This is a genomic window from Ramlibacter pallidus (genome assembly GCF_015070875.1).
In the GTDB taxonomy this organism is placed as follows: Bacteria; Pseudomonadota; Gammaproteobacteria; order Burkholderiales; family Burkholderiaceae_C; genus Ramlibacter; species Ramlibacter pallidus.
Window position 1 is genome coordinate 131,069 of record NZ_JADDIV010000005.1, and the last position, 24,268, is coordinate 155,336.

Genomic DNA, 24,268 nt, shown 5'->3' on the forward strand with positions numbered 1-24,268 from the left:
TCAGCGCGCGCGCAGGCGCGTCGCGATCGGCACCGAAGGCTTGCCGGACAGCGCGTCGAGCCGGTTGCCCATCGCCGCCTCCAGCACCTCCAGCCGCTGCTGCGCCGGCGGATGCGTGCTGAGGGTCAGCGTGAAGAGCGGGTTGTCCGGCGCCGCGGTGCGCAGCTGCTGCAGCACCGAAGGCAGACCGTAGGGGTCGAAGCCGGCGCGCGCCGCCAGCGTCACGCCCTGGCGGTCGGCATCGTGCTCGTCGGCCCGGTCCAGGCCGCTCGTGTAGAGGTCGCGGCCGAGCGCGAGCATCTGCGCGGAGATGGCGTTGCCCACGATGTTGCTGCGCACCTGCGAGGCGATCAGCTGGGTCGCGATGCCGGAGCGCGCCTTGGCGGCCAGCGCCTTCAGGTGGTGCCGCGCCGTCACGTGCGTGATCTCGTGCGCCAGGATGCCGGCGAGCTCCGCTTCGTCCACGCGGTCCACCAGGCCCTTGGTCACGAAGATGTAGCCGCCGGGCGCCGCGAAGGCATTGAAGCCGGCGTCGTCCAGCACGCCGAAGGTCCAGGGCAGGTGCGGCCGCTCGGATTGCAGCGACAGCCAGCGCCCCAGCCGGTTCACGTAGCGCTGCAGGTTCGCGTCGGAATGCAGCGGCTTGCTCCCGAGCAGCACCGCGGCCAGCTGCCGGCCGATCTCGATCTCGCGCGGCTCGTCGATGTTGTCCACAGACTGCGCCAGCATCTGCAGCAGGTCGCCGGCCGCGGCGGCACCGCCTGGTGCCGCCGGCGTGTTGAGGATGTTGCCGGCGCCGGGGATCGGCAGCTGGCGCAGGAGGTCGCCGAACTGGGCCTGCGCGGTGCCGGCGAGGCCAGCGAGCAGGGCGGCGGCGAGGAGGCGTTGCAGCGGCTTCATGGCGATTCGGGCTGGCCGGGGTTGCCGGCGGGGCGGGACGAGGAAGAGGAGGAGGAGGAGGAGGAGGACGAGCGCGCCGGTTCGGGCAGCGGTTCCACGGCGGCCGGGCGCCAGCCCGAACGGCCCGCGAAGCTGCGCGCGTCGGCCTCGCTCTGGCGCGTGGCTTCCATCCGAGCCACCGCGGAGGCGTCGGGCTGTGCGCGGGCCAGGTCGGCGGCGTCGAGGCCGCGGATGCCGGCTGCGGTGGTGCTGGCCTGCGTGGAACGGCCGCCGAAGAGGCCGGTCACGCCACGCAGGGCGTTGCCGGTGGTGCTGCTGGCCGCGGAAGACACCGGGCCGACGTCGAAGAGGTGGACCCAGCCGGTGGCGCCGGCTTCGGTGCGCACCCGCACCCAGGGGCCCTGGCGTTCGGCCAGGCGCGTCACGGGCGCCTGCGCGGGCAGCGATGCGATGGCGCGGCCGCGGTCGCCGGGGGTGTCGCGCAGTTCGACGGCCCGGCGGGTCGCGGCGGCTTCCTGCGCCGAGGCCAGGGGCGCCAGGGTGGCGGCGAGGAGCGCCGCGAGGACGGTGCGTATCATGCGTGGCTCGATTCTTTTTACCGCGGGGATTGTATGAACCTGGGCATTGCAGGCAAATGGGCGTTGGTGTGCGGCGCGAGCAAGGGACTGGGGTACGGCTGCGCCCTGGCGCTCGCCCGGGAAGGCACGCACATTGTCATCGTGGCGCGGGGCGCGGAAGCGTTGAAAAGTGCCGCCGATCGGCTTCGCTCTGATGCGCAAGTGACCCCGGTCACGCAGATCGAGGCGATCGCCGCCGACATCACGACGGTGGAAGGCCGCGCCAAGGTGTTCGCCTTCCGCAAGGACTTCGACATCGTCGTCACCAACGCCGGCGGCCCGCCGCCGGGGGACTTCCGCGACTGGGACCGGGACGCGTGGATCAAGGCGGTGGACGCGAACATGCTCACGCCGATCGAGTTGATCAAGGCGACCGTCGACGGCATGGCGGCGCGGGGCTTCGGCCGCATCGTCAACATCACGTCGAGCGCGGTGAAGGCGCCGATCGACATCCTGGGCCTGTCCAACGGCGCGCGCAGCGGCCTGACCGGCTTCGTCGCCGGCGTCTCGCGCACCAGCAAGCTGGCCTCCGCCAACGTCACCATCAACAACCTGCTGCCCGGTGCCTTCGACACCGACCGGCTGAAGGCGACGCTGGAAGGCGGCGCGAAGAAGAGCGGCAAGACGGTGGACGAGGTGCGCGACCTGCGCATCAAGACGATCCCGTCGCTGCGCTTCGGCACCGCAGAGGAGTTCGGCGCCACCTGCGCCTTCCTGTGCAGCGCGCACGCCGGCTACATCACCGGCCAGAACGTGCTGATCGACGGCGGCGCGTACCCCGGGACGTACTAGCGCCCTAGCGCCGGGACGACGCGACGATGCCGCCCACGATCAGCGCGAAGGCGAGCGCGTGGTAGAGGCGCGGCGGCTCGCCCAGGAAGGCGGCCGAGAAGATCGCGGCGAACAGGGGCGTGAGGTTGGAGAAGAAGCCGGCGATGTTGGGCCCGACGCGCTGCACGCCCATGCCCCAGCACCGGTAGGCGACCAGCGCCGGGCCGATCGCGACGTACGCGAGGGCGGCGGCGAGCGGCCAGCCCCACTGGATCGCCTGCGTGGTGGTCGCCGCCTCCGCCGCGGCGAACAGCCCGGACCACACCACGCCGGGCACCAGCTGCGCCATCAGGAAGCCGGCCCAGTCGGAACGCACCTCCGGCGGGTCGCCGGGCCGCGTGAGCAGCCAGCTGTACACCGCCCAGGACGCGGTCGCCACCAGCATGTACAGGTCGCCGACGACGAAGCGCACCTGCGCCAGGTGCTCGAGGTCGCCGCGCGCGAGCACCAGCAGCACGCCGGCGATGGACAGCACCGCCCCGACCATCTGCCGCCGCGTGATGCGCTGGCCGAAGAACGCGGCGCCCAGCGCCAGCATGAACACCGGCATGCTGGAGGCGACCAGCGTCACGTTCACCGGCGTGGAGGTCTTCAGGGCGAGGTACTGCAGCGCGTTGTAGAACCCGATGCCCAGCAGCCCCAGCACCGCGTAGCGGCCCATGCGCGGCCAGATCGGGCTGCCCGGCTTCAGCAGCGCCCAGGCGAACGGCAGCAGCAGGAGCAGCGCCAGCGCCCAGCGCAGGAAGTTCAGCGTGATCGGCGGCACCAGCGGCGCCATCAGGCGGCCGACGACCGCATTGCCGGCCCAGAGCAGCGGCGGCACGGTCAGCAGCACGGCGGTGGAGAGGTTCAGTCGCTGGTTCATCGCCGGGGCACTGTAGCGGAGTGCGGCGTCCCTTCCGGGGCGGCAGACGGGCTTTCGTGGCAGGATGCGCCGGTTCGCACCCACAGCCACAGGAGACCGACGTGAGCAAAGCCGTCCAGATCCGCCAGTACGGCGGCCCCGAGCAAATGGAGTTCGTCGACGTCGAGGTCGGGCAGCCCGGCCCCGGCGAGATCCGCATCCGCCATCGCGCCGCGGGCCTGAACTTCATCGACGTCTACCAGCGCACCGGCCTGTACAAGAACCCGCTGCCGCTGTCGCTCGGGATGGAAGGCGCCGGCATCGTCGAAGCGGTCGGCGAAGGCGTCACGCACCTGAAGGCCGGCGACCGCGCGGCCTACGCCAGCCATCCGCCGGGCTCGTACTGCGAGGTGCGCGTGATGCCGGCGAAGAACGTCTGCAAGCTGCCGGACGCCATCAGCTTCGAGACCGGCGCGGCAATGATGCTCAAGGGCCTGACGGCGCAGTACCTGCTCAAGCGCACGCTGCCGCAGGGCGGCCTGCAGGAAGGCGACTTCGTGCTGTTCCACGCGGCCGCCGGCGGCGTCGGCCTGATCGCGGTGCAATGGGCGAAGGCGCTCGGCCTGCAGTTGATCGGCACCGCGGGCAGCGACGAGAAGTGCGCGCTCGCCAAGTCCCTGGGCGCCGCCCACATGATCAACTACGCCAAGGAAGACTTCCAGGCCCGCGTGAAGGACATCACGGGCGGCAAGGGCGTGAAGGTCGTGTACGACTCGGTGGGCAAGGACACGTGGGAGAAGTCGCTCGATTGCCTGGCGCCCTTCGGCCTGATGGCGACCTTCGGCAATTCCTCCGGCCCGGTGCCGCCTTTCGCCCCCGCGGTGCTCGCCAACAAGGGCTCGCTGTACGTCACCCGGCAGACGCTGTTCACGCACATCGCCACGCGCGAAGCCAACCAGCAGATGGCCGACGACCTGTTCGACGCGGTGACGAGCGGCAAGGTCGACATCCGCATCGACCAGCGCTTCCCGCTGGAGCGCGTGCGCGATGCGCACGAGGCGCTGGAGGCGCGCAGGACGACCGGCTGCACCATCCTCACTTTGTAAAGACGGGGGCCGCGTGCGCTCGAGAAGTGCTTTCCTACAAACGCATGGCCTGGCCGCTTGCAGCCGCTTCCCTAGGCCGCCCCTACAGTCCCCCTCCAGACGGCCGCCCGCGTGGACGGCCGCTTGGAGAACCCCAAATGACGTTTCGCGCCTACATCGTCGAGGACAGCTCGACGATCCGGGAGAACCTGATCGATACGCTGAAGGAGCTCGCGCAGGTCGAGCTCGCCGGCGCGACCGAGACCGAGCACGAGGCGAAACGCTGGCTGGCCGCCAACGACTGGGACCTGGCCATCATCGACCTGTTCCTGCGCGAGGGCAGCGGCATCAACGTGCTGCAGTCGGTGCGCCGCGCGCGCCCGGACCAGAGGATCGTGGTGCTCAGCAACCATTCTTCGCGCGACGTGCGCTGGCGTTGCAAGCAGCTCGGCGCCGACGCGGTGTTCGACAAGTCCACCGAGCTCGAGGCGCTGGTGGAGTTCTGCCGGCAGCAGCCGCCGCGCGGCAGCACGCAGCCGGCCGCGCAGGCCGCGGCGTAGGCCAGGCGCCGACCGCTTCCTGGGTGCGGCCATGAGCCGCTGCGACATCCTGGCCCTGGGCGAGCCCATGGTCGAATTCAACCAGACCGGCGAGCGCGAAGGCCGCATCTACCTGCAGGGTTTCGGCGGCGACACGTCGAATGCCGCCATCGCCGCCGCGCGCCAGGGCGCGAGCGTCGGCTACCTGTCCGCGGTCGGCGACGACCCCTACGGCGGCATGCTGCGCGCGCTGTGGCGGCGCGAAGGCGTGGATGACACGGGCGTGCGCACGGACCCGGAAGCCTTCACCGCCATCTACTTCGTCACGCACGACGCGCAGGGCCACCATTTCAGCTTCTTCCGCAAGGGCTCCGCGGCGAGCCGCATGCGGCCGCAGGACTTGCCTTTGGAGCGGATCGCGCGGGCGAAGGTGCTGCACCTGTCCGGCATCTCCGCGGCGATCTCCGGGAGCGCGCGAGAGACCTGCTTCGCGGCCGTCGCGGCCGCGCGCGCGGCCGGCGTGCGGGTCTCCTTCGACACCAACCTGCGCCTGAAGCTGTGGCCCCTCGACGTGGCGCGCGAAGTGATGCGGGAGCTGATCCGGCTCAGCGAGATCTGCCTGCCCAGCCTGGACGACGTGCAGGCGATCAGCGGCCTCGAGGACCCCGACGCGCTGCTGGACTTCTGCCTGGATCTCGGGCCGCGGGTCGTCGCCCTGAAGCTGGGAGCGAAGGGCGCGCTGGTGAGCGACGGGACGAACCGCTGGCACGTGCCGCCGCACCGCTGCCGGCCGGTCGACGCCACCGGTGCCGGCGACACCTTCGGCGGCACGCTCCTGGCGCGACTGGTGGCCGGGGACGCGCTGCAGGACGCGGCACGCTACGCGGTGGTCGCCGCCGCACTGTCCACCGAAGGGTATGGTGCGGTGGACCCGATCCCGCGGGCGGAGCAGGTGCGCGCCGCGCTGGCGCAGGGCGCGAGCGCCTAGGTCAGAGCAGGGCGCCCTGCCGGTCGTCCGGCACGCCGCGGAAGCGGCTGGGCGCCAGCGCGCCGGCCGAATCGAGGATGGGGTAGGCGATGGAGCAGATGTGCGAGTTGATCCGCTTCAGGTCGCTGATCAGGTCCAGGTGCAGCGAACTGGTCTCGATGCTCTGCACCGTGTTCTCGGACAGGCGCGTGAGGTGGGTGCCCGCGTAGGCGCGCTCCAGGTCGCGGAAGCGCGCCTTTTCCTCCAGCAGCTTCTGCGCGTCGCGCACCGAGCCGTTGAGGAACACGCTCATGCCCAGGCGCAGGTTGTCGATCAGCCGCGCGTGCAGCTCGCAGATCTCCGCCATCCCGGCCTCGGAGAAGTTGCGGCCCTTCTTGATCTTCTTGTCCTCGATGTCCAGCAGGATCCGCTCGATGATGTCGCCGATCTGCTCCATGTTGATCGTGAAGCTGATGATGTCCGTCCAGCGGCGGCTTTCCTCTTCGCCCAGCGCCTCGCGCGAGATCTTGGTCAGGTAGTACTTGATCGCGGAGTAGAGCTGGTCGACGGTGTCGTCCATCTTCCGCAGTTCCTCGGCCAGGCGCAGGTCGTTGTCCTTGATGACCCGCAGCATGCCCAGCATCATGGTCTCGACGATGTCCGCCTGGTGCAGGGCCTCCCGCGCCGCGTTGGAGATGGCCAGCGAAGGCGTGGCCAGCGCGGAGGGGTCGAGGTGGTGCGGCCGCCCGGCCACCGTGTGCTTGTCGGGCTTGGGCAGCCATTGCTCCACCCATCGCGCCACGATGTGCGTAAGGGCCAGGAAGATCAGCGCGATCAGGATGTTGAAGACCAGGTGGTACAGGACCACGACGGTCGCGGGTTCCGGCAGGTAGGGCTGCAGCAGCTTCAGCCAGAGGCCGACGAAGGGCGCGGCCATCATCACGCCGACGATCTTGAAGACCAGGTTGCCCATCGGCACCTGCCGCACTTCCACCGTGGACTTGGCGGTGGCGAGCACGCCCAGCAGGCCGCTGCCCAGGTTGGCGCCCAGCGTCAGGCCCAGCGCCACGTCGAGCGGGATCGCGCCGGAGGCGGCCAGCGTCGCGGTGAGCAGCACGATGGCCAGGCTGGAATAGGCCACCACGGCCATCACGGCGCCGACGGTGATCTCCAGCAGGACATCGCTGGACAGTGACAGCAGCAGCGCCTTCACCGCGGGCGACTGCACCATCACGCCCGTCGATTCCGAGACCAGGCGCAGCGCCAGCAGCATCAGGCCCAGGCCGATCAGCACGCGGCCGAAGCGACCCAGCGCCGTCGCCTGGCGGGTGATGAACAGCACGACGCCGACGAAGATCAGCAGCGGCGACAGCCAGGACAGGTCGAAGGAGAACACCACCGACATCAGGCTGGTGCCCACGTCGGCCCCGAGCATGACCGCGAGCGCCGTGGGCAGGGCGACGAGGCCCTGGCCGACGAAGGAGGAGACGATCAGGGCCGTGGCGGTGCTGGACTGGACCAGCGCCGTCACGCCCAGGCCCGCGAAGGCGGCGGCGGGGCGGGTGCCGATGCTGCGCGCCAGCACGTGGCGGAGGTTGGCACCGAAGACGCGCAGGATGCCCGTGCGAACGAGGTACGTGCCCCAGACCAGCAGCGCGACGGCCGCCAGCAGGTTCAGCAGATGCTTCATTTTTGAACAATGATACGCCGCGGCCCGGCGGAAGGGGACAGGGTGTTTCCCGTCAACCACGGGCAGGCGTGATCCCCTGCACGTTCCGTGCCCCGGCCTTTACATGGGGGTTCCGCCAGGGGCGGCTACTTGCTTCCGCGCACGCGCAGCAGTTCGTCGAGGACCAGGCCGACCGCGCCCACGGTGATGGCCGCGTCCGCCACGTTGAAGGCGGGGAAATACCAGCCACCCCAGTGGAACTGCAGGAAGTCCACCACGTAGCCGTGCAGCAGGCGGTCGATGACGTTGCCGACGGCACCGCCCAGGATGCAGGCCAGGGCGAAGCAGAACAGCTTCTGTCCCGGGTGCGTCCGCAGCAGGTACACGATGAACAGCGTCGCGGCGATGCCGATGCCGGTGAACAGCCAGCGCTGCCAGCCGGAGGCGGCCGCCAGGAAGGAGAACGCCGCCCCGGTGTTGTGGGCCCGCACGATGTTGAAGAACGACGTGATGGTGGTCGAGTCCCCCAGCTTGTAGTAGCCGAGGATCAGCACCTTGGTGAACTGGTCCGCGATCAGCAGGATCAGCGCCAGGCCCAGCCAGGGCAGCAGGCTGTGCGACGCGCCTTCGCGCGGGAAGAGGGAGCCGGTCGCGCGGGCCATCAGGCGTGCACCCGCGCTTCGCCGGCGCCGAACAGGTTGGCGGCGCAGCGGCCGCAGATCGTCGGGTGCGCGGCGTCCTGCCCGACGTCGGCGCGCCAGTGCCAGCAGCGCTCGCACTTGGTGTCGGTGCTGGGCACGGCCTGGATCGCCAGGGCGTCGCCGGCCTGCAGCCGCACCGCGGACGTGATGAAGATGAACTTCAAGTCGTCTCCCAGGCCCTGGAGCAGGGCGAAATCGTCGGCCGGCGCGGTGATCACCAGGTTCGCCTGCAGCGAGGAGCCCACCTGGCCCTGCGCGCGCACGGCCTCGATCTCCTTGTTGGCCGCGTCGCGGATGGCGCGGATGCGCTCCCACTTCGCCAGCAGCGCTTCGTCGGGGCCGCCGATCTCGGCGTACTCCTCCAGGAAGATCGAGTCGGAGGTGCCGAACACCTTCCAGGCCTCTTCCGCCGTGAAGCTGAGGAAGGGCGCCATCCAGCGCAGCATGGCATGCGTGATGTTCCACAGCGCCGTCTGCGCGCTGCGGCGGGCCAGCGACTTGGGCGCCGTCGTGTAGAGGCGGTCCTTCAGCACGTCGAGGTAGAACGCGCCGAGGTCTTCGGAGCAGTAGACCTGCAGCTTCGCGACCACGGGGTGGAACTCGTACACCTCGTAGTGCCCCAGCACTTCCGCCTGGAACTGCGCCGCGCGCGCCATGGCGTAGCGGTCGATCTCCAGCAGCTCCGACAGCGGCACGGCGTCCTTCGCCGGGTCGAAGTCGCTCACGTTCGCCAGCAGGAAACGCAGCGTGTTGCGGATGCGGCGGTAGGCATCGACCACCCGCGCGAGGATCTTGTCGTCGCCAGCGATGTCGCCGGAGTAGTCGGAGGCGGCCACCCACAGGCGGATGATCTCGGCGCCAAGCTTGCTGCTCACCTGCTGCGGCTCGATGCCGTTGCCGAGCGACTTGCTCATCTTGCGGCCCTGGCTGTCCACTGTGAAGCCGTGGGTCAGCAGCCCGCGGTAGGGGGCGCGTCCGTACATCGCGCAGGCCGTGAGCAGCGAGGAGTGGAACCAGCCGCGGTGCTGGTCGTGACCTTCCAGGTACAGGTCGGCCTCGGGGCCGTTCTCGTGCGCCGCGCCCGCGTGCGAGCCGCGCAGCACCGTGGTGTGCGTCGTGCCGGAGTCGAACCAGACCTCCAGGATGTCCTGGCTCTTGGTGTACTGCGCCGCGTCGGCGGCCGCGCCCGCTTTCGCGAGGATCTCCTCGGTCGTGGCCTTGCTCCAGGCTTCCACGCCGCCGGCCTGCACCATGTCGGCCGCGAGGTCGAGGATCTCCATGGTCTTCGGGTGCAGTTCGCCGCTGTCCTTGTGCAGGAACAGCGGCAGGGGCACGCCCCAGCTGCGCTGCCGGCTGATGCACCAGTCGGGCCGGCCGGCGATCATGTCGCGCAGCCGCGCCTTGCCGTTCTCCGGATAGAAGCTGGTTTCCTCGATGGCTTCCAGCGCCATCCGGCGCAGGGTCTTGGGCGCCTTGTCCCTGGTGAAGACGCCCTCGCCCTCGTCCATGCGCACGAACCACTGCGCCGCGGCGCGGTAGATCACCGGCGACTTGTGGCGCCAGCAGTGCGGGTAGCTGTGGGTGATGGTCTCGGTGGCGAACAGGCGGCCGGCTTCTTCGAGCTTGCCGATGATGTGCGGCACCGCCTTCCAGATGTTCTCCCCGCCGAACAGCGCGAAGTCGGGCGCATACGAACCGTTGCCCTGCACCGGGTTCAGGATGTCGTCGTACTTCATCCCGTGCGCCACGCAGCTGTTGAAGTCGTCCAGGCCGTAGGCGGGCGAGGAGTGCACGATGCCGGTGCCGTCTTCGGCCGTGGCGTAGTCGGCCAGGTAGACGGGGGACAGGCGGCGGAAGCCGAGGTCCACGTCGTAGAAGGGATGGCGGAACTCCAGGCCCCCCAGGTTCTTGCCGGCGGTGGTCGCGAGCACCCTGCCTTCCAGCTTGTAGCGGGCCAGCGCCTTCTCCACCAGCGTCTCGGCCACGATGAGGCGGCCGCGGGGCGTCTCCACCAGCGCGTAGACGATCTCGGGGTTGAGGTTCAGCGCCTGGTTCGCCGGGATGGTCCAGGCGGTCGTCGTCCAGATCACGATGAACGTGTCCGGCACCGCGTCGGCCACGCCGAAGGCGGCGGCGACCCTGGCCGCGTCATCGGCCTTGAAGCCCACGTCGAGCGTCTGCGACTTCTTGTCCGCGTACTCGATCTCGAACTCGGCCAGCGACGAGCCGCAGTCGAAGCACCAGTAGACCGGCTTCAGCCCGCGGTACACGAAGCCGCGCTCGACCACGCGCTTGAAGGCGCGGATCTCGTTGGCCTCGGTCTGGAACTCCATCGTGCGGTAAGGGTGGTCCCAGTCGCCCAGGACGCCCAGGCGCTTGAAGTCGACGCGCTGCAGGTCGATCTGCTCGGTGGCGAAGGCACGGCTCTTCGCCTGCATCTCGTCGCGCGGCAGGTTGCGGCCGAACTTCTTCTCGATCGCGTTCTCGATCGGCAGCCCGTGGCAGTCCCAGCCCGGGATGTAGGCGGCGTCCAGCCCCTTGAGCTGGCGCGACTTGACGATCATGTCCTTCAGGATCTTGTTGACCGCGTGGCCCATGTGGATCTGGCCGTTGGCGTACGGCGGGCCGTCGTGCAGCACGAACTTCTGCCGCCCGGCCCGGGCCACGCGCAGGCGCTTGTAGAGGCCCTGGTCCTCCCACTCCTTCACCCAGCCCGGCTCGCGCTTGGGCAGGTCGCCCCGCATCGGGAAGGGCGTGTCGGGCAGGTTCAGGGTGGCGCGGTAGTCGGTCTTGTCGGTCATGGAAAGCCTTGGGCGAAATCGTCACGCCGGTCTGGGGCCGGCATCCACGGAGGGCGTGGGGAGGGATCGCGGGGCGGGCCCGCAATGACAAGATCGCTAAATTCGGTCGCGCGTGGTCTGCCGCCGGGTCTCGGCGTGCGTGGCGGCGAAGAAGGCGCGCGCGGCGTCGCAGTCGCGCGCGATGCCCGCCTTCAGGGCATCGAGGCCGTCGTAGCGCAGCTCATCGTGCAGTTTGTGCAGCAGTTCCACGCGGATGATTTTACCGTAGGCCCCCTCGGGGCCCAGGTCGGCGGGCCATTGCAGGCAATGGGTCTCCAGCAGCACCCGCCCGCCGTTGACGTCCCTGGGGTCCAGGGAAGGCCGGACGCCGAGGTTGGCGACCCCCACCAGCGGCGTGTCGCCCAGGCCGTGCACCTTGACCGCGAAGATGCCGCCGGCCGCCGGCTTCCAGTGGGCGAAGCGCAGGTTGAGCGTCCGGAAGCCGAGGTCCCGCCCCAGCTTGCGGCCGTGCACCACGTGGCCGCTGATGCTGTAGGGCCGCCCGAGGAGGGCGGCGGCGCCGGCCATGTCGCCGCGGGTCAGCGCCTCGCGGACGGCCGAGCTCGAGACCCGCAGGCCATGCACCTCGTAGCTGTTCATGCGGGCGACGTCGAAGCCGCGCCGGCTGCCGGCCGAGTCCAGCATCGCGTAGTCGCCGGCCCGCTTGGCCCCGAAACGGAAGTCGTCGCCCACCAGCACGTATTTCGCGCCCAGGCCCTGGACCAGCACCTCCTCGATGAAGGCTTCCGGCAACTGGCCGGACAGGCGGGCGTCGAACTTCAGGATCACGCACTGGTCGACGCCGCACTTGCGCAGCTCGGTCAGCTTGTCCCGCAGGGTGGCGATGCGCGCGGGCGCCAGCTCCGGCTTGCGGTGCAGGGCGGCGAAATAATCCCGCGGGTGCGGCTCGAAGGTGAGCACGCAGCTGGGCACGCCGCGGTGCCGGGCCTCGCTGTTCAGCAAGGCCAGCATCGCCTGGTGGCCGCGGTGCACGCCGTCGAAGTTGCCGATGGTGAGCGCGCAGGCTTCGGCGGTCTGGGGGTGGTGGAAGCCTCGCAGGATCTGCATCGGGGTTGGTATCTTTTTGATAGCGCCGGGGCGCCGTTGGCGAAGGCCAACGCACGCATGGCCTGCCACGAGCCCCTCACGAAAACACGGTATATTGTCTCTCACGCTGCCGCGAGGCGCAGACAGCCTCGCGGAAGGCGTCGTCCGTGATGAATGGAGGCGCGTCTTGAAGGTCTTGAAGCTGTCCGCCCAAGGGCTCCCGCAGTCGTGGATCTCGCTGGAGCAGGCCGTTCTGCACTATGCCGCCGACCAGGTGCGCTGGGAGGCCGGGGCCGAGGTCGCCATGTTCCGCGGCGGGACCAACGCCCGCACGGGCGAGCAGTCGGTCATCACGGTCAACAGCATCATCGGCACCAAGGGCGTGCCGAACATCAACCCCTTCGACCTCAAGCCCGGCCTCACCAACGGCAAGCTGTTCGCGCGCGACCGCAACGTCTGCGCCTACTGCGGCGAACTGCACGAAGAGGAAGAGCTCACCCGCGAGCACATCATTCCCTTCGCCCAGAACGGCAAGGACCACTGGATGAACGTGGTGACCGCCTGCCGGGCCTGCAACCACCGCAAGGGCAGCCGCACGCCCGAGCAGGCCGGCATGTCGCTCCTGTACGCGCCCTACGTGCCGAGCCTGTGGGAGGACTTCATCCTGCGCAACCGCCGCATCCTGGCGGACCAGATGGAGTTCCTGATGGCGCACCTGCCGAAGAACTCCAGGCTGCACGCCTGACCGTCAGTAGGTCAGTTCCAGCACGGAGACGTGGCCCTCGGCCACCGGCCAGTTCCGGCCCACGATCCGCTCGCCGTTGAATTCCGCCGCGACGGCGCGTGAGGGCAGCGGCGGCCGGATGCGGGAGGACGACACGCCGGCGCCCGGCAGCGCGCCCGGCGGCGGGTTCTGGCCGTCGAACGCCATGCGGTCGCGGCCGGGGTCGAAGTAGCCGCGCGGGCGGTCCAGGATGACCAGCGAAGGCGCGTTGCGGTCCGCCTCGGCCGTGACCCGCTGCGGCCGCATGTTCACAACGCTGCCGGAACGCGGGAACGGGCTGCGGTAGATGTGCGTGACGGCATAGCCGGGCGAGCGGACCACGAATTCGTACGGCACGCCCCTCTGCGCGGCGAACGGGCCCCAGGCGCCGTTCGCCCCGATCACCTGCGCGTGGGCGGCGGCGCCCCGGCGCTCGCCGGTCGCCGGGTCGAGGGCGAAGACCTCCAGCTGGGCGCCGGCCAGCGGCAGGTTGTTCTGGAAGTTGCCGGAGGCGGGGTCGGCCGACGCCAGGCCGAGGCCGCTGACCTTGCCGGACAGCTGCACGCGGTCTTCCGGCACGATCTCCAGCGTGCGCGGCGCGCGGCCGGTGATGAAGCGGTAGGTCGCCTCGAAGGCGGCGGGCGAGAAGGACACCTCGCGGTGGTCGGCGCGCGCCAGCACCACGTTCTCCGCGCCCTTGAGCGCGGGGCCGTCGTAGCCCACGTTCGTCTGCAGGTCCGGCGCGCCGATCCAGCGGCCGTGCGGCTGCGCGTACTTGTCGTTGTTGTCCGAGCGCAGCGTCATCCACTTCACGGGCCCGGCGACCTCGTCGCCGGCCGCGTTCTTCGGCGCATTCAGGCCCTGCACGAAGGGGCCATTGCCGGCGAACTCGCTGCCCGGGTTGCGCCCGGGCACGTTCCAGATGCCGTGGTTGGGCACGCCGCCCAGGATCGCGTGGCTGACCTTGGCCGCGCCGCCGCCGTTCTGGATGTAGTTACGGATGGCCAGGCCGCCGCGCGAGTTGCCCACCAGCACGACGCGGCTGGCGCCGGTGGCCTGCAGCACGCGGTCGACCTCGGCGCGCAGGTGCGCCATGTGCTCGGCCGCCGATGTGCGCCCGGGCTGCGGCTTGGTGTCGTCGTCACGCGCCAGCGGGTAGGGCACGTCGATGGCGTGCAGGCGCTCGCGCGGCCAGCCGTTCGACTCGAAGCGCCAGATCGTCGACTGCCAGATGCCGGCGGTGTCGCCGTTGCCGTGGACGAAGACGATGGGCGGATGGTCGGTCATGGAAGGGCCGGTGGCGCAGGCGCCCAGGCCCAGGGCGGCCGTGGCGGCGAGGAAATGGCGGCGGGTGGTCATGCTTCGATGTCTCCTTCGTTTTTGCAGGGCCCAAGAAAAAGCGGCCCGTGGCCGCTTCTTCCTTCGCCCGTGTCCCGGACTTTAGGCGAACACGCCTGCGGTGTCCTGCATCCGTTGCGACACCTCGCCGAGGTGGTGCAGGGTGTCGCCCCAGGCCAGCTCCAGCTGCGTGAGCTTCTTGAAGTAGTGGCTGCCCACGTATTCGTCGGTCACCCCGATGCCGCCGTGCAGCTGCACCGAGTTCTGGCCGACGAAGCGCATCGCCACGCCCAGCTGGTACTTGGCGCGCGCCATCGCGCGGCGGCGCTCGTCGGCCGGCGCGTTCAGCTTGAGCGACGCGTAGTAGCTCATGGAACGGGCGAGTTCCTGCTGCATCTTCATGTCGGCCATGCGGTGGCGCAGCGCCTGGAAGGTGGCGAGCGTCACGCCGAACTGCTTGCGGGTGTTGAGGTATTCCGCCGTGAGCTGCATCGTCTTGTCGATCACGCCGACCGCTTCGGCACAGGTGCAGGCGATGCCGATGTCCACGGCGTGCTCCAGCGCCGTCGCGCCATCGGCCGTGACCAGCGTGGCCGCCGCATCGCGGAAGGTGACCTCGGCCGCGCGCGCACCGTCCATGGTCGGATAGCCGCGCGCCGTCACTCCTTGCGCGCCGCGTTCGACGAGGAAGAGGGCGATCTTGCCGTCGGCCTTGGCCGGCACGAGGAAGGCGTCGGCCTGGTCACCGGCCGGCACGATGCTCTTCTCGCCGGACAGTTTCCAGCCGCCGCCCGCCTGCGTGGCCTGCGCTTCGCACGCGTCCAGCCGGTAGCGTGCCTTGCGTTCCTGGTGCGCGAGCACCACCAGTGCTTCACCGGCGGCCAGCCGGGGCAGCCATTGCTGCTTCACTTCCTCCGGCGCATAGCCGCCCAGCACGCCGCTGGCCACCAGGGTCTGGCCCAGGGGCTCCAGCACCATGCCGCGCCCGAGTTCCTCCAGCACCACCATCGCCTCGACCGGGCCCATGGCCATGCCGCCATGTTCTTCGGACACGTAGAGGCCGGTCAGGCCCAGTTCGGCCAGTTCACCGTAGGCGGCGCGATCGAAGCCGCCGGCCTTCGTGATGCCCTGGCGGCGCTCGAAGCCGTAGCTGCGGTCCACCCACTTGCGCACGGCGTCGCGCAGCTGTTCCTGTTCGTCGCTGAAATCGAAATCCATGTCCTGCCTCCTTAGCCCAGCACCGTCTGGGCGACGATGTTGCGCTGCACTTCGTTGGAACCGCCGTAGATGGTGGTCTTGCGCATGTTGAAGTAGCTGGCGGCCAGCGGCGCGATGTACGCGGCGCCGACGTACTCGCCCTGGTAGCCGGCTTCCATCGCCTCCTTGACGAAGGGGGCGGCGTACGGGCCCGCGGCCAGCATCATCAGCTCGGTGTAGCGCTGCTGGATCTCGCTGCCCTTGATCTTCAGCAGGCCGGCGATGTCCAGCGGGTTCTTGCCCGACTTCTCGGCCGACAGCACGCGCAGCACCAGCATCTCCAGTGCGACGACGTCCACTTCCAGCTTGGCGATCTCGTCGCGGAAGCGGGTGTCGTTGTAGACGCCTTCGTTGCGGGCGATGCGCTTGACGCGTTCGAGTTCGCGCTTGGCGCGGTTGACGTCGGCGATGTTGGTGCGCTCGTGCGACAGCAGGTGCTTGGCGTAGGTCCAGCCCTTGTTCTCCTCGCCGATCAGGTTCTCCGCGGGCACTTCGACGTTGTCGAAGAACACCTCGTTCACCTCGTGGCCGCCGTCCAGCATGATGATCGGGCGCACCGTCACGCCCGGCGACTTCATGTCGACCAGCAGGAAGGAGATGCCGGTCTGCGGCTTGCCTTCGGTGGAAGTGCGCACCAGGCAGAAGATCCAGTCGCCGTACTGCGCCAGCGTGGTCCACGTCTTCTGGCCGTTGACGATGTACTTGTCGCCCTTGCGCTCGGCGCGGGTCTTGAGGGAGGCGAGGTCGGAGCCCGAACCCGGTTCGCTGTAGCCCTGGCTCCACCAGACCTCGCCGCTGGCGATGCCGGGCAGGAAGCGTTTCTGCTGCTCCGGCGAGCCGAAGGCCATGATCACGGGCGCCACCATCACCGGGCCGAAGGGCACGATGCGGGGCGCGCCGGCGAGCGCGGTTTCTTCCTCGAACAGGTGCTTCTGCACCGCTGTCCAGCCCGGGCCGCCGAACTGCTTGGGCCAGCCGTAGCCCAGCCAGCCCTTCTTGCCGAGGATCCTGGCCCAGCGCTGCATGTCGTCACGCGTCAGGTGCAGCGCGTTGTGCACCTTGTGGGCGATGTCCTCGGGGAGGTTGGCGCGCACCCAGGCGCGGACCTCCTCGCGGAACTGCTGTTCTTCAGGGGTGAATGCGAGGTCCATCTCTTGTCTCCGGAGCGATCGGGAATTTAAGCACGGTCGTTCGATTCGGGGTGTCCAGGTGGCGACAAACCGAGCTGGGCCGACAGGTCGGACAGCTGGGCCCGCAGCAGGGCCACCTCCATTTCGAGCGCGCCGATGCGGGTGGAGAGGGCGGCCACTTCGCCGCCGTCGGCCGTGGGGCCGGCCGCCGCACTGGCGATCGGGGCCCACTGGGTGACGTCGACCGGCCCGCACAGCAGGTGGGCCCAGCGCGTCTCGCGGGCCCCCGGGGCGCGGGGCAGCTGCACCACCAGCGGGCCGCCCTTGTCTTCGGAGCGGTCGCGCATCTCTTCCAGGAAGCCTTCCACCGAAGAGATGTCGGCGAAGCGGTACCACCGCTCGCTGTGGATGCGCAGCTCGCCGGCGGTCTGCGGCCCGCGCAGCATCAGCAGGCCCAGCAGCACCGCGGACTGCTCCGGCACGACCATGGCGCGCTGGAAGTTGTGCTCCCAGCGTTCGACGCGGCTGCCGCGCATGGTGAAGGCGAGCGAACGGTGCTTCAGGCCGTCGAGCGCCTCCTGCACCTCCGCGTCCCCGAGGTTCGTGACCGGGTCGCGGCTGCTCCTCTGGTTGCAGCCGGCGACGATGGCGTTGAGCGACATGGGGTAGCTGTCGGGGACGGTGCGGGCCTTTTCCATCAGCGTGCCGAGCACGCGCGCCTCGGCGGCGGTCAGCGGCTGCATCGGCAAGGCAGGCCCCCCGGCATGGCTGGGATAATCGCGGCACACATGAAGAACATCGTGATCCTGGTCTCCGGCGGGGGCTCCAACATGGCCGCCATTGTGCGCGCGGCGCAGCGCGACAACTGGCGCGCGGCGTACGGCGCCCAGGTCGTGGCGGTGGTCAGCAACCGGCCGGACGCGGGCGGCCTCGCGTTCGCGCGGGAGCAAGGGCTGGCCGCGGAAGCCGTGGACCACAAGCAATTCCCCACCCGCGAGGCTTTCGAAGACGCGCTGGGCGCCGTCCTCGACCGCCACCAGCCGGCGCTGGTCGTCCTGGCCGGGTTCATGCGCATCCTCACGCCCAGCTTCGTCGCCCGCTACCAGGGCCGGATGCTGAACATCCATCCTTCGCTGCTGCCCGCCTTTCCCGGCTTGCACACCCACCAGCGTGCGCTGGAGGCAGGTTGCCGCTTCGCCGGTGCCACCGTGCACCAGGTGACCGCCGAACTGGACCACGGCCCGATCCTGGAGCAGGCCGTCGTCCCCGTGCTCCCGGGCGACACGGCCGAAACGCTCGCGGCGCGCGTGCTGACGCAGGAGCACCTGATCTACCCGCGGGCCATCGCCGCCCTGCTGCCCCGCCTCTAGGACCCGCATGCATCCCAAAGCCCTGCTGGACGCGTGCGCCGACCTGGTCGCCCAGGTCCTCCGCTTCGAACACCCCGCCGACGCGGTGGTGTCGCGCTATTTCCGTGAGCACCGTTCGCTCGGTCCGCGCGAGCGGGCCACGCTGGCCGAGACGGCGTATGCCGTGCTGCGACGCAAGCTGCTGTTCGAGCATTTCGCCGGCTCCGGCAGCGGCTCGCGCGAACGGCGTCTCGCCATCCTCGGGTTCGCCGGTCCCCGCGACTTCCTCAAGAGCGCGCTGAACGAGCAGGAGAAGGCGTGGCTGGACCAGTGCGACGCCGTCGATCGGGCCACGCTGATCGAGCGGCACCGCCACAACCTGCCGGAGTGGCTGGCCGAGCCGCTGAAGGCGCAGCTGGGCGAGGATTTCTGGCCCCTGGTGGACGCCCTCGACCAGGTGGCGCCGCTGGACCTGCGCGTGAACACGCTGAACGACAAGCGCGACGACGTCCGACAGGAGCTGAAGATCGCCGGCATCGCCGCGCAGCCGACGCCGTATTCGCCCTGGGGCTTGCGCGTGGAAGGCAAGCCCGCGCTGACGAAGCTGGATGCGTTCGCGCGCGGCGCGATCGAGGTGCAGGACGAAGGCTCCCAGCTGCTGGCGCTGCTCACGGATGCCCGCCGCGGCCAGATGGTGGTGGACTTCTGCGCCGGCGCGGGCGGCAAGACGCTCGCCCTCGGCGCGGCCATGCGCAACACCGGGCGCCTGTATGCCTTCGACGTGTCGGCGCACCGGCTCGACAACCTCAAGCCCCGGCTGGCCCGCAGCAAGCTGTCGAACGTGCACCCGGCGGCGATCGCGCACGAGCGCGACGAGCGCATCAAGCGCCTCGCCGGCAAGATCGACCGCGTGATCGTGGACGCGCCGTGCTCCGGGTTGGGCACCCTCCGCCGCAATCCCGACTTGAAGTGGCGGCAATCACCCAAAGCTTCGGAAGAGCTGACGGCTAAGCAGTCGGCGATCCTGCAAAGCGCGGCCCGGCTGCTCAAGCCCGGCGGGCGCATCGTCTACGCCACCTGCAGCCTGTTGCGGGAGGAGAACGAGGCGATCGCCGCCGCTTTCACGGCCGCAAACCCCGATTTCAGGCGACTTTCCGTGCAGGAACTGCTGGAACAGGCCAGGATCGCCGACGCGGCGCAGCTCTGCAGCGAGGGCGGACAGGACCTCCGCCTCTGGCCGCACCGGCACGGGACGGACGGTTTCTATGCCGCAGCGTGGGAAAAAGCCCCAAGCTGACACCGCTGGTCGGTCGGAAAGCTCCTACAGGTGAACCCCGGTCCGTAGAATCCCTCCAATCGGTACGCGGTACGAATCCTGCGTGTTGAACCCTGAGAGAAAGAGATACCTCATCCATGTTGCTTCCCGACTGGGCCGTGCTGAACGCGGCGATCGACTGGCTCGCCAACGGCCTCTGGGACCTGTCCTGGTGGCAGATCGTCCTGTACACCCTGGTGACCACGCACATCACCATCGCCAGCGTCACCATCTTCCTGCATCGCGCCCAGGCGCACCGGGCGATGGACCTGCACGCGATCCCGTCGCACTTCTTCCGCTTCTGGCTGTGGCTGGGCACCGGCATGGTGACCAAGGAATGGGTGGCCATCCACCGCAAGCACCACGCCAAGTGCGAGACGGTGGACGACCCGCACAGCCCGCAGACGCGCGGCATCGACACCGTGTTCTGGAAGGGCGCCGAGCTGTACCGCGCCGAAGCCAAGAACCGCGAGACCATCACGAAGTTCGGCCACGGCACGCCCGATGACTGGATCGAGCGCAACCTGTACTCCCGCTACAGCTGGCAGGGCGTGGGCCTGATGCTGATCCTGAACGTGGCGCTGTTCGGCTTCGCCGGCCTGGCGGTCTGGGCCGTGCAGATGGCGTGGATCCCCGTGACGGCGGCCGGCATCATCAACGGCATCGGCCACTACTGGGGCTACCGCAACTTCGAGGCGCAGGACGCCAGCACCAACATCTCGCCCTGGGGCTTGATCATCGGCGGCGAGGAACTGCACAACAACCACCACACGTACCCGACGTCGGCCAAGTTCTCCGTCAAGAAGTACGAGTTCGACATCGGCTGGGTCTACATCAGCCTGATGCAGAAGGTCGGCTGGGCCACGGTGAAGAAGGTGCCGCCGAAGCTGCGCCTGGGCACCATCAAGCCGGTCGCCGACGAGAAGACGCTGGAGGCCGTGATCGCCAACCGCTACGAGGTGATGGCCGGCTACGCCCGCGAGATGCGCCGGGCCTGCAAGGCGGAGATCGAGGTGCTCAAGGCCAAGGGCCACGACCTCGCGACGCTGAAGGCCGCCAAGCGCTGGCTGCACCGCGACGACGACAAGGTGCCGGCCGCCGCGCGCCAGCAGCTGCAGCAGGTGCGCGCCGAACACCCGGTGCTGGACAAGATGGTCAGCATGCGCGAGGAACTGCGCCAGATGTGGCTCAACACGAACCAGTCGCGCGAGCAGCTGGCGGCCGACCTGCAGTCCTGGTGCCGCCGCGCCGAGGAAAGCGGCATCGAGGCCCTGCGCCAGTTCTCCTTCAAGCTGCGCGCCGCGCACGCCTGAGAGGCGTACGCTGCGAAAGGAAGGCCCCGTCAGGGGCCTTTTTTCATGGCGCGGCGGTCAGGCCTTCAGGCGCTCCATGAGCTTCTTGTGCAGCCACGTGTTCATGGCGGCGGTGTCGTTCTTGTCGCCGGTGTAGCCCATCTCGTCGGCGAGCTCCTTGCGTTCCTGCAGCGTGCTGTCCATGCCGACGAGCTTCATCAGGTCGACGATGGAGTTGCGCCAGTTCAGCTTCTGCGGGTTCTTGGCCGCCATGTCGTCCAGCTGCTTTTCCATGTCCACGCGCTGGATGGCCGGCGCCGGCGCCGCCGCAGGCTGCTGGGCTGCGGGGGCAGGGGCGGCTTGGCTGGGTGCGGGAGCCTGGACGGGCGTGGCGGGGGCGGGGCCGGGGGCGGCCTGTGCCGTCGCCACCGCGTCCGGGCTGGCGTGGCCGCGGATGCGGTCGAAGATCTTGCCGAGGATGCTCATCGTCGTTCTCCTTGTACGGACGCGCATCTTGCGGCTGCCAGCCACCGTGGATGTGTCGGACGAAACCGATTTGCCCGCTCGAGAGCGGCCTCGCAGCCCATCCGCAGTCCGCCACAATGGGCGCCATGAACGCAATGGCAAGATTCCTGCCGGTCGCCGTGCTGGCGCTCCAGCTGGCCACCACGCCCGCCTACGCGCAGCCCCATGGCGGGGTCGACTTGCCGGGATGGCGTACCTACTCGGCCAAGGCCATGGGGTTCGAAGCCCGCCTTCCCGCCGGCTGGCGCGTGCGTCAGGCATCCGGCACGGGGCCCGAGACCGTCTCGTTCGACGAGGCGGCCCCATCGGGCGGGGCCGGCCTGTCCGTGCAGTTCTGGGTGCAGCGCAATGCCAACCCGACCGGCCTGCCGATAGCGACGTGGTATGCCGAGCAGGTGCGCGCGATGAAATCGTCGCTGCCGGCCCCCGCGACCACCTCGCTGGGCGGGCGGACCGCGGTGCGAAGGGAAGCGACCGCTGGCGGCAGCACGCACTTCAGCTACTACGTGGCCCTGAACGCCACGGACATCTTCCAGGTCACGCTGCGCAGGCCCGCGTCGCAGCAGGGGCTGGACAAGACCTCCGGGTCGATCCTTTCGACCCTCCGCTTCCTGGAGTGAGCCGGCCCGCGCATCGGCCGGGAATGTCGCCGCGCAAAAAAAAGCCCCGCGATGCGGGGCTTCCTGGATCCCCGCGAGCGCGGGGATGGGTGACGGGAGCGCCGGCGGCGCCAGCCGTCACTTCAGCTTTGTTTCCTTGTATTCGACGTGCTTGCGCGCCTTCGGGTCGAACTTCATGATCGACATCTTCTCGGGCATCGTCTTCTTGTTCTTGCTGGTCGTGTAGAAGTGGCCGGTGCCCGCAGTGGATTCCAGCTTGATCTTTTCGCGTCCGCCTTTGCTTGCCATGGTCTTGCTCCTTTAAGCCTGGCCGCGGGCGCGCATGTCCGCCAGCACAGCGTCGATACCGTTCTTGTCGATCAGGCGCACGGCGGCGTTGGTAACGCGCAGGCGGACCCAGCGGTTCTCGCTCTCGACCCAGAAACGGCGGTATTGCAGGTTCGGCAGGAACCGGCGCTTGGTCTTGTTGTTGGCGTGGGAGACGTTGTTCCCCACCATCGGGCCCTTGCCCGTGACTTCGCAGACTTTGGACATCTGGAATTTCTCTTTCGACTTCCGCCCGTCGCTCACCGCGAACGCTGGCGTTCGCTCCGAGGGACTGGGCTCACCTCGCCCTGACGGGGGCGGTAACCGGCCGGACGAGCCCAGCGAAGCCCGCGATTATAGCCCGAACCCTCCAGTGCCGCCGCGGAACCGGCTTTGCCGGGCCGCTGGGGGCGCCCCCTTGAGGGGGAGGCGGCCGCAGGCCGCTTCGGGGGTGGGCCCTATTCCTCTTGTTCGAGGAAGCGCTGGGCATCGAGGGCGGCCATGCAGCCGGTGCCGGCGCTGGTGATCGCCTGGCGGTACACGTGGTCCTGCACGTCGCCGGCCGCGAACACGCCGGGCACGCTGGTCATGGTGGCGAAGCCCTGCAGGCCGGACTTGGTGAGGATGTAGCCGTCCTTCATCTCCAGCTGGCCCTGGAAGATCTCGGTGTTCGGGCGGTGGCCGATCGCGATGAAGCAGCCCTGCAGGTTCAGGTCCTCGGTGGCGCCGGTCTGGGTGTCCTTCAGGCGCACGCCGGTCACCCCGGTCTGGTCGCCCATCACCTCGTCGAGCGTCTTGAACAGCTTCAGCTCGATCTTGCCTTCGGCGACCTTCTGCTTGACCTTGTCGACCAGGATCGGCTCGGCGCGGAACTTGTCGCGGCGGTGGACCAGGTAGACCTTCTTCGCGATGTTCGACAGGTACAGCGCTTCCTCCACCGCGGTGTTGCCGCCCCCGATGACGCAGGTGACCTGGTCGCGATAGAAGAAGCCGTCGCAGGTCGCGCAGGCGCTGACGCCCTTGCCCATGAACGCCGTCTCGGACGGCAGCCCGAGGTACTGCGCCGAAGCGCCGGTGGCGATGATCAGCGAGTCGCAGGTGTAGGTGCCGCTGTCGCCCGTGAGCGTGAAGGGCCGCTTGCCGAAGTCGACCTTGTTGATGTGGTCGAAGACGATCTCGGTCTTGAAGCGTTCCGCGTGCTCGAGGAAGCGCTGCATCAGCTCGGGACCCTGCACGCCGTGCACGTCGGCCGGCCAGTTGTCGACCTCGGTCGTGGTCATCAGCTGCCCGCCCTGCGCGAGGCCGGTGATCAGCAGCGGCTGCAGGTTGGCGCGGGCGGCGTAAACGGCGGCGGTGTAGCCGGCGGGGCCGGAGCCGAGGATCAGGACTTTGGCGTGCTTGGTGTTCGTCATGATGGAAAAACCTGTGTGGGAAACGCCACAGGCCGGTGTACATTTCTGGCCGGTTCGCGAAGTATCAAGCACGCAAGCAACAACAATCCTTGCGTCGTCTCAATCGGGGCGATTGTAAGAACCCATTGCCAGCCGCCATGCACGGAGGGATTTAGAACATGTCGATGCTGTCCAACCTGGAGTTGATCCGCCGGGTGCCCCTGTTTGCCCTGCTGACCTCCAACCAGGCGGAGGCGGTCGCCGACGCGGTGGTCAAGCGGCGCTTCAAGCGCGGCGAGACCATCGTGGAGCAGGGCGAGAAGACCAACACGCTCTTCATCATCCTGACCGGCCGGGTCCGGGTCGTCACGTCCGACAAGCGCGGGCGCGAGGTGATCCTGGCCACGCTGAACCCGGGCGACTACATCGGCGAGATGAGCCTGATCGACAACGAACCGCATTCCGCCACCTGCCGCGCGGAAGTGCAGACCGACATGCTGACGCTGGGCCGCGCCGAGTTCGCGCGCTGCCTGCCCGAGAACAGCTCCATGTCGTACGCGATCATGAAGGGACTGGTGCAGCGCCTGCGGCAGGCCGACCGCAAGATCGAATCGCTGGCGCTCATGGACGTGTACGGCCGCGTGGCCCGCGCGCTGCTGGAGTTCGCGCAGCCCGATCGCGAGGGCCTCATGACGATCCGCGAGCGCATCTCGCGCCAGGACATCGCCAAGATGGTGGGGGCCTCGCGCGAGATGGTCAGCCGCGTGATGAAGGACCTCGAGGACCGGGGCTTCATCGAGACCCGCGACGACGGCTCCATGCTGGTCAAGGACCGCCTCACCACCCTGGGCTGACGCGCGCAGGCGCCGGCCGCGGCGCATGACGTGCAAACAACACCCCGCTCGGAGCGGTTGAGGCGCTGCGCTAAGCTCGCGCTTGCGC

At 69.2% G+C, this 24,268-nt stretch carries 25 protein-coding genes; 10 read left to right on the forward strand and 15 right to left on the reverse strand.

Going from position 1 to position 24,268, the window contains the following annotated elements; genetic code table 11:
• Positions 1–900: a M48 family metalloprotease gene (locus IM787_RS17580; protein WP_193678010.1), complete on the reverse strand. Its 900-nt coding sequence runs from the start codon at positions 898–900 to the stop codon at positions 1–3.
• Positions 897–1,478, reverse strand: coding sequence for an SH3 domain-containing protein (locus tag IM787_RS21685; protein WP_193678011.1), 582 nt, complete (start codon positions 1,476–1,478; stop codon positions 897–899). The genes IM787_RS17580 and IM787_RS21685 overlap by 4 nt, the downstream gene beginning before the upstream one ends.
• A 33-nt stretch (positions 1,479–1,511) precedes the next feature.
• Between IM787_RS21685 and IM787_RS17590 the strand changes: the two genes are divergently transcribed.
• The gene (locus IM787_RS17590; RefSeq protein ID WP_193678012.1) at positions 1,512–2,309 is read left to right on the forward strand and encodes an SDR family oxidoreductase; all 798 of its coding nucleotides are present in this window, start codon (positions 1,512–1,514) and stop codon (positions 2,307–2,309) included.
• 4 nt (positions 2,310–2,313) lie between these two features.
• Here IM787_RS17590 and IM787_RS17595 read toward each other — a convergent pair whose 3' ends face one another.
• Entirely contained in the window at positions 2,314–3,213 is a 900-nt protein-coding gene (locus IM787_RS17595; protein WP_193678013.1) for a DMT family transporter, read from the reverse strand.
• 101 nt (positions 3,214–3,314) lie between these two features.
• On the opposite strand from IM787_RS17595, the gene IM787_RS17600 reads away from it, so the two are divergent.
• The 3 genes from IM787_RS17600 to IM787_RS17610 all read left to right on the forward strand — a co-directional run bounded on the left by IM787_RS17600 (position 3,315) and on the right by IM787_RS17610 (position 5,804).
• Complete coding sequence (locus IM787_RS17600; RefSeq protein WP_193678014.1) at positions 3,315–4,298, forward strand: quinone oxidoreductase family protein; 984 nt, start codon at positions 3,315–3,317, stop codon at positions 4,296–4,298.
• A 137-nt stretch (positions 4,299–4,435) separates the two neighbouring features.
• On the forward strand, positions 4,436–4,837 hold the full coding sequence (locus IM787_RS17605) for a response regulator (RefSeq protein WP_193678015.1): 402 nt from the start codon (positions 4,436–4,438) through the stop codon (positions 4,835–4,837).
• A 31-nt stretch (positions 4,838–4,868) separates the two neighbouring features.
• A complete protein-coding gene (locus tag IM787_RS17610; protein ID WP_193678016.1) occupies positions 4,869–5,804 on the forward strand; it encodes a sugar kinase in 936 nt (311 codons plus the stop codon).
• A gap of 1 nt (position 5,805) precedes the next feature.
• Here the strand turns inward: IM787_RS17610 and IM787_RS17615 are convergent, their stop codons facing one another.
• From IM787_RS17615 to IM787_RS17630, 4 genes are all read right to left on the reverse strand, one after another.
• Positions 5,806–7,473 (reverse strand): Na/Pi cotransporter family protein, encoded by a 1,668-nt coding sequence (locus IM787_RS17615; protein ID WP_193678017.1) that lies wholly within the window; start codon positions 7,471–7,473, stop codon positions 5,806–5,808.
• A 125-nt stretch (positions 7,474–7,598) separates the two neighbouring features.
• Positions 7,599–8,114 carry a signal peptidase II gene (gene lspA / locus IM787_RS17620; protein ID WP_193678018.1) on the reverse strand — a complete coding sequence of 172 codons (516 nt, stop codon included), beginning with the start codon at positions 8,112–8,114 and terminating at the stop codon, positions 7,599–7,601.
• Positions 8,114–10,954 (reverse strand): isoleucine--tRNA ligase, encoded by a 2,841-nt coding sequence (gene ileS, locus IM787_RS17625; protein ID WP_193678019.1) that lies wholly within the window; start codon positions 10,952–10,954, stop codon positions 8,114–8,116. Before ileS ends, lspA begins: the two co-directional genes overlap by 1 nt.
• Positions 10,955–11,050: 96 nt before the next feature.
• Positions 11,051–12,061: a bifunctional riboflavin kinase/FAD synthetase gene (locus tag IM787_RS17630; protein ID WP_193678020.1), complete on the reverse strand. Its 1,011-nt coding sequence runs from the start codon at positions 12,059–12,061 to the stop codon at positions 11,051–11,053.
• A gap of 166 nt (positions 12,062–12,227) precedes the next feature.
• Between IM787_RS17630 and IM787_RS17635 the strand changes: the two genes are divergently transcribed.
• Positions 12,228–12,785 (forward strand): HNH endonuclease, encoded by a 558-nt coding sequence (locus IM787_RS17635; protein WP_193678021.1) that lies wholly within the window; start codon positions 12,228–12,230, stop codon positions 12,783–12,785.
• Between the two features lie 3 nt (positions 12,786–12,788).
• Here IM787_RS17635 and IM787_RS17640 read toward each other — a convergent pair whose 3' ends face one another.
• The 4 genes from IM787_RS17640 to IM787_RS17655 form a co-directional block, all read right to left on the reverse strand.
• Complete coding sequence (locus IM787_RS17640) at positions 12,789–14,162, reverse strand: alpha/beta fold hydrolase (protein WP_193678022.1); 1,374 nt, start codon at positions 14,160–14,162, stop codon at positions 12,789–12,791.
• A gap of 81 nt (positions 14,163–14,243) precedes the next feature.
• On the reverse strand, positions 14,244–15,359 hold the full coding sequence (locus IM787_RS17645; RefSeq protein ID WP_193678023.1) for an acyl-CoA dehydrogenase family protein: 1,116 nt from the start codon (positions 15,357–15,359) through the stop codon (positions 14,244–14,246).
• Between the two features lie 11 nt (positions 15,360–15,370).
• The gene (locus tag IM787_RS17650; protein WP_193678024.1) at positions 15,371–16,549 is read right to left on the reverse strand and encodes an acyl-CoA dehydrogenase family protein; all 1,179 of its coding nucleotides are present in this window, start codon (positions 16,547–16,549) and stop codon (positions 15,371–15,373) included.
• 26 nt (positions 16,550–16,575) lie between these two features.
• Positions 16,576–17,271 carry a YceH family protein gene (locus IM787_RS17655; protein WP_193678025.1) on the reverse strand — a complete coding sequence of 232 codons (696 nt, stop codon included), beginning with the start codon at positions 17,269–17,271 and terminating at the stop codon, positions 16,576–16,578.
• Positions 17,272–17,316: 45 nt separating this feature from the next.
• On the opposite strand from IM787_RS17655, the gene purN reads away from it, so the two are divergent.
• From purN to IM787_RS17670, 3 genes are all read left to right on the forward strand, one after another.
• Positions 17,317–17,898, forward strand: a complete 582-nt coding sequence (gene purN / locus IM787_RS17660) for a phosphoribosylglycinamide formyltransferase (RefSeq protein WP_193678026.1) — start codon at positions 17,317–17,319, stop codon at positions 17,896–17,898.
• Between the two features lie 7 nt (positions 17,899–17,905).
• On the forward strand, positions 17,906–19,174 hold the full coding sequence (locus tag IM787_RS17665) for an RsmB/NOP family class I SAM-dependent RNA methyltransferase (RefSeq protein WP_193678027.1): 1,269 nt from the start codon (positions 17,906–17,908) through the stop codon (positions 19,172–19,174).
• A 116-nt stretch (positions 19,175–19,290) separates the two neighbouring features.
• Positions 19,291–20,505, forward strand: coding sequence for a DesA family fatty acid desaturase (locus tag IM787_RS17670; RefSeq protein WP_193678028.1), 1,215 nt, complete (start codon positions 19,291–19,293; stop codon positions 20,503–20,505).
• A gap of 57 nt (positions 20,506–20,562) precedes the next feature.
• Here IM787_RS17670 and IM787_RS17675 read toward each other — a convergent pair whose 3' ends face one another.
• Positions 20,563–20,970 carry a DUF3597 domain-containing protein gene (locus IM787_RS17675; protein WP_193678029.1) on the reverse strand — a complete coding sequence of 136 codons (408 nt, stop codon included), beginning with the start codon at positions 20,968–20,970 and terminating at the stop codon, positions 20,563–20,565.
• A gap of 125 nt (positions 20,971–21,095) precedes the next feature.
• Between IM787_RS17675 and IM787_RS17680 the strand changes: the two genes are divergently transcribed.
• Positions 21,096–21,629, forward strand: a complete 534-nt coding sequence (locus IM787_RS17680; RefSeq protein WP_193678030.1) for a hypothetical protein — start codon at positions 21,096–21,098, stop codon at positions 21,627–21,629.
• Positions 21,630–21,746: 117 nt separating this feature from the next.
• On the opposite strand, the gene rpmG is transcribed toward IM787_RS17680, so the two are convergent.
• The 3 genes from rpmG to trxB form a co-directional block, all read right to left on the reverse strand.
• Positions 21,747–21,917, reverse strand: coding sequence for a 50S ribosomal protein L33 (gene rpmG / locus IM787_RS17685; protein ID WP_055899695.1), 171 nt, complete (start codon positions 21,915–21,917; stop codon positions 21,747–21,749).
• Positions 21,918–21,929: 12 nt separating this feature from the next.
• On the reverse strand, positions 21,930–22,163 hold the full coding sequence (gene rpmB, locus IM787_RS17690) for a 50S ribosomal protein L28 (protein ID WP_193678031.1): 234 nt from the start codon (positions 22,161–22,163) through the stop codon (positions 21,930–21,932).
• A gap of 230 nt (positions 22,164–22,393) precedes the next feature.
• Entirely contained in the window at positions 22,394–23,347 is a 954-nt protein-coding gene (trxB, locus tag IM787_RS17695) for a thioredoxin-disulfide reductase (protein WP_193678032.1), read from the reverse strand.
• Positions 23,348–23,505: 158 nt separating this feature from the next.
• Here trxB and IM787_RS17700 point away from each other — a divergent pair, with 158 nt between their 5' ends.
• Entirely contained in the window at positions 23,506–24,180 is a 675-nt protein-coding gene (locus IM787_RS17700; protein ID WP_193678033.1) for a Crp/Fnr family transcriptional regulator, read from the forward strand.
• Positions 24,181–24,268 lie beyond the last annotated feature (88 nt).